Source organism: Acidimicrobiales bacterium (assembly GCA_035533095.1).
GTDB lineage: Bacteria > Actinomycetota > Acidimicrobiia > Acidimicrobiales > Palsa-688 > DATLUM01.
The window spans coordinates 1-3,875 of the sequence record DATLUM010000086.1; the positions used below are offsets into that span (position 1 = coordinate 1).

General features: G+C 66.8%; 4 protein-coding genes. 1 reads left to right on the plus strand and 3 read right to left on the minus strand.

The features are described from left to right. A partial coding sequence (locus VNF71_10810; GenBank protein HVA75040.1) for a MerR family transcriptional regulator occupies nt 1-277 on the plus strand: 277 nt, incomplete at its 5' end. 232 nt (nt 278-509) lie between these two features. Here the strand turns inward: VNF71_10810 and VNF71_10815 are convergent. The 3 genes from VNF71_10815 to VNF71_10825 are packed head-to-tail and all read right to left on the minus strand — an operon-like array spanning nt 510 to nt 3,753. Beyond that, complete coding sequence (locus VNF71_10815) at nt 510-1,520, minus strand: tyrosine-type recombinase/integrase (GenBank protein ID HVA75041.1); 1,011 nt, start codon at nt 1,518-1,520, stop codon at nt 510-512. After that, complete coding sequence (locus tag VNF71_10820) at nt 1,517-2,479, minus strand: tyrosine-type recombinase/integrase (GenBank protein ID HVA75042.1); 963 nt, start codon at nt 2,477-2,479, stop codon at nt 1,517-1,519. Before VNF71_10820 ends, VNF71_10815 begins: the two co-directional genes overlap by 4 nt. A 5-nt stretch (nt 2,480-2,484) precedes the next feature. Then, entirely contained in the window at nt 2,485-3,753 is a 1,269-nt protein-coding gene (locus VNF71_10825; GenBank protein HVA75043.1) for a site-specific integrase, read from the minus strand. Between the last annotated feature and the right edge of the window lie 122 nt (nt 3,754-3,875).

Here is a 3,875-nt window from a genome sequence, read left to right on the forward strand (position 1 = left end):
TCGCACTTACGGGATCGAGGACCGCTTCACTCGGCTCCGGCGGCGGGGCCTGCTCACCGCCGCCGAGATGGCCGACCACCTCGGCGTCGATCCGCACACCGTTCTGGTCTGGCGGCGCGCCGGGCTGCTACGGTCCGAGGCCTACAACGACAAGAGTCAGCGGCTGTACTACCCGCCCGGGCCGGACGCCCCCGTCAAGCACAAGCGCAAGTTCGGCAGGCGCCCACCGGCCGAGATCGTCATCCACGGTTCCCATGAGGTGCAGTCAGTTGCGTGACCCTTGTCCGTGGGCCGCCGCGCCCTACAAGGGTCCAGGAGCACCCCATAGTGAGCCGCCAACTCCTGGTAGGCCTGGTTCAACGCCGGGTCGTAGATGTCCGGGCGGACCACCCCCGTCTTCAGGTTGTCCGGCTTCTGTGCCCGGCCGAGTTATGTGGCCGGCGCCGCCGCTCGCCCTTCCTTCGGAATTCGGCGGGCGCGGGGCGACGCCGGGACTGGTCACATAACGGTCAGAGCGAATCCAACCATTTCAGGAGCGACTCGTCGGACCTCCAGACGGGCGCGGTGCGGAGCCCCGCCGAAGAACCCGGAGGTTCCGTCGCTCGGAGAGCCGCCTCTTTGGCCTTGGTGTTGATTTCGGCGTAGCGGTTGGTGGTGGAGAGGTCGGCGTGGCCGAGCCAACCTCGGATGACGTTGACCTCCACGCCAGCTTCGACGAGATGGACCGCCGCGGTGTGCCTGAAGATGTGAGGCGTGACCCTCCGGGCGGTGCCGGGGTCATCGAAACCGGTGCAGTGGCGCCGCACGATCTTGTAGATGCCGAAGCGGGTGAGCGGAAGCCTGTTCGCGGAGAAGACTGGACTGGACGGCGTCGCCGGCGGGTCGAACGAAGCGATCAGCGACGTCAGCAACGCGGCCGTCTGCTGCCAGAGCGGGCAGGTCCTCCACTTGTCACCCTTCCCGTGCAGGCGCACGAGCGGGTGCTCGCCGAGGTCGAGATGGTTCACCCGCAGGTCGGCCACCTCCTGAACCCGGGCACCGGTGTTGTAGAGGAAGAGCACGAGCGCGCGGTCGCGGAGGGCGAGTCGACCCACGCGCGGCAAGTGCCGCATGAGATCCTCGACTTCGTCCTGCTCGAGGAAGTGCGTTTCGGGCGGGGCGGCCCGCTTCATGGGGATGGATGCGACACGCTGGCACACGCCGAGCATCTCAGGTGCTCGTCCAGCGATGTACTCGAATAGGCAGTGGACGGCGGCCAGGCGCTGGTTGCGCGTCCGGGTGTGGTTGCCGCGTTCCGCTTCGAGGTAGCGGATGAAGCCGACCACCCTGTCGAAGGTGAGATCGCCAAGTGTGATCCGCGTGATTTTGCGGTGGCTGTCCGCCGAGACGAACCGGAGGAACAGCCGGAGCGTGTCGCGGTAGCTGCGTACCGAAGACGGTCGAAGGCCCTTGACGGTGACCAGGTGGTCAAGGAAGAACGAGTGGATGACGCGCCCGACGGGCTCTGTGTCCAAGGTCACGGCGCCACCTCCGACCAGGCAGCTTCGGCGAAGGCTTCGAATCTGCGGTTGGCCTCGGTCAGGAGTTCCGGAGTGATGGTCAGATACACCGCCGTGGAACTCGGCGCGACATGGCCCATGAACGTCGAGAGTTGATGCAGGCGGGTCGCCGGGTCGACGCCCTCCCGATACCAGCGGAGCAGGCAGCCGACCGCGAACGAGTGACGGAGATCATGCAGCCTGGGTGGCGACACGCCGTCCGGGATGGTGAGGTTCAGCTTGACGACCAGCTTGTGAAAGACCTGGCTGGCGGTGCAGGGATGAATGGGCCTGCGGCCGTCGAACGTGAAGAGGGGCTCCCGAAGGATGTCCTCCCCGATTCGGCCGGCCCGACGGAGTTCGAACTGCTCGGTGACCACCCGGGCGATCAGTGGCCCGTGTGGCACCAAGCGGCTCTTGCCGAACTTGCCGCCGCGGACGACGAGCAAGCTCTGCTGGATGTTCACGTCGCCCAAGCGCAGCCCGCACGCCTCACCAGCGCGGAGGCCGAGTCCATAGCAGACGGCGAAGATGGCATGGTACGTCGCTCCACGCTGCGCGGCCCGCGAGTTGTCGGGCAGGGCGGATGCAGCGGCGAGCAATCGCCTGGCCTCGATGGCGTCAAAGAGGAACGGGGCCCGTGTCGATGTGACTCGCCGGCGCCGCGTCCGTAGCGGCGAGACGGGCAGACGTTGGTGGTTCACGGCCCAGTCGAGGAAGCACCGAATCACTCCGAGCAGGTGGTTGAAGCTGCGAGGACGATGCCTGGGCCGTGAAGCGAGAAAGTCTTCGAGGAAGCCCGGCGTCACCTGAGCCAACTGTCCGATGGAGCGAGCATCTGCGAACCGCACCAGCAGCCCCAGTTCGTGGTCCTCGCTTCGATACTTCCGCCCGAGCGCCCGCTTGTGTTTCACGAAGTCGTCGACGGCTGTCCTGAGCATGGTGGTCACCGAAGAACCTCCTCGCCGTCACCCAGCGCAACCTGCCGGAGCGACTCGAGGGCCACCTTCGCGTAGATCTGCGTCGATGCGGGCGAACGATGCCCAACGAAGTCGCCAATCGTCTTCAACGAGAACTCGTTGTCCACGAGGCGCTGGACCAGAGTGTGGCGCAAGGTGTGGGAGCCCGGGCGCGGAACGTCAACCCCCGCCCGCACCAGATAGGCCCGAGCACACGATGAGATCGCGGCGGCACCGATGGGCCGCAGAGGAGCCACCGCTCGGAAGAACACGCGTCGATCTGTCGTCTGCGGCCGGCCGCGTTGCAGGTAGTCGGCGAGCGCCTCCCCGACTGATTTCGACAACGGAAAGGCCGTCGAGTGGCCTGCCTTCCGCTCGGGTACGGCCACTCGCTCCCGCTTCCAGTCGACGTCGTCGAGTGTGAGGGCGGCGACTTCACGCGCCCGCAAGCCGTAGGTCACCAGCAGCAGCAGGATGGCGTAGTCGCGTCTCCCACACGGGGTCCGCCTGTCCACACCGCCCAGCACCTTCCCGACGTCCTCCCAGGATATGGAGCGCGGAATGCTCGACAGCCTGTAGACCTGAGGCCATTCGACGGTGCTGCTGAGGTCGCTTCCGAGAACGCCCTCTCGGTAGGCGTAGCGCAGGAAGACCCGTAGGACGCCGCAGCAGTCACGCACGGTGGTCTTCGCCAGGCCGGCCCCCGAACGGTCCGCGACGAAGGCGCTGAGGACGGTGGTAGACACCTGCGGCAGCTGGATCCGAGCCCTCTGCAGGTAGGCCTCGAAGCGGTCCAGGTGGAATCTGTACGCGTTCACAGAGGCCGGGCGCAGCCCGCGCTCAGCAATCAGGAACTCGAAGAAGCCGGGAGCCACCTTGGCGAAGGGGTTCTGGCGATGTCGGCGCCCGCTCCCCTCGAAGTCGGGGACGACGAGCCCCAGCATCTGCTCGACCGGGCCCCGTACCTCCTTGCCCACGAGCCCCGCGACCGCCCCGTTCTGGCGTGCGCGGCGGAATCTGCGGAGGCGCTCAGCGACGAAGGCTTCGACGTGAGGTCCGAGCTCGGCGACGTCCGCTGCTCCTCTCTCCCGCGCGAACTGGCCGAAGGCGAAGAGGAGCGGCACCCTCGAGCGGACGCAACGAGCGGCATACCCCTCGTCGGACAGCCACTCGGCGTACCGCTCCAGTTCCGGCCCGATCCATGAGGCTCGGATCCGATCGACGGTCGACGGCTTGACGAAATACGCCTCCAACATGGACAACCTCCTTTCCACGGATGGGTCAGGAGGAAGCTTGCTCCAGCCGGGAGCGCGTTATGTTGCCGACTTCAGGCCCAGGCGGCGACGCTCCTATTCCTGCAGGCGGTGCCGGCCACATA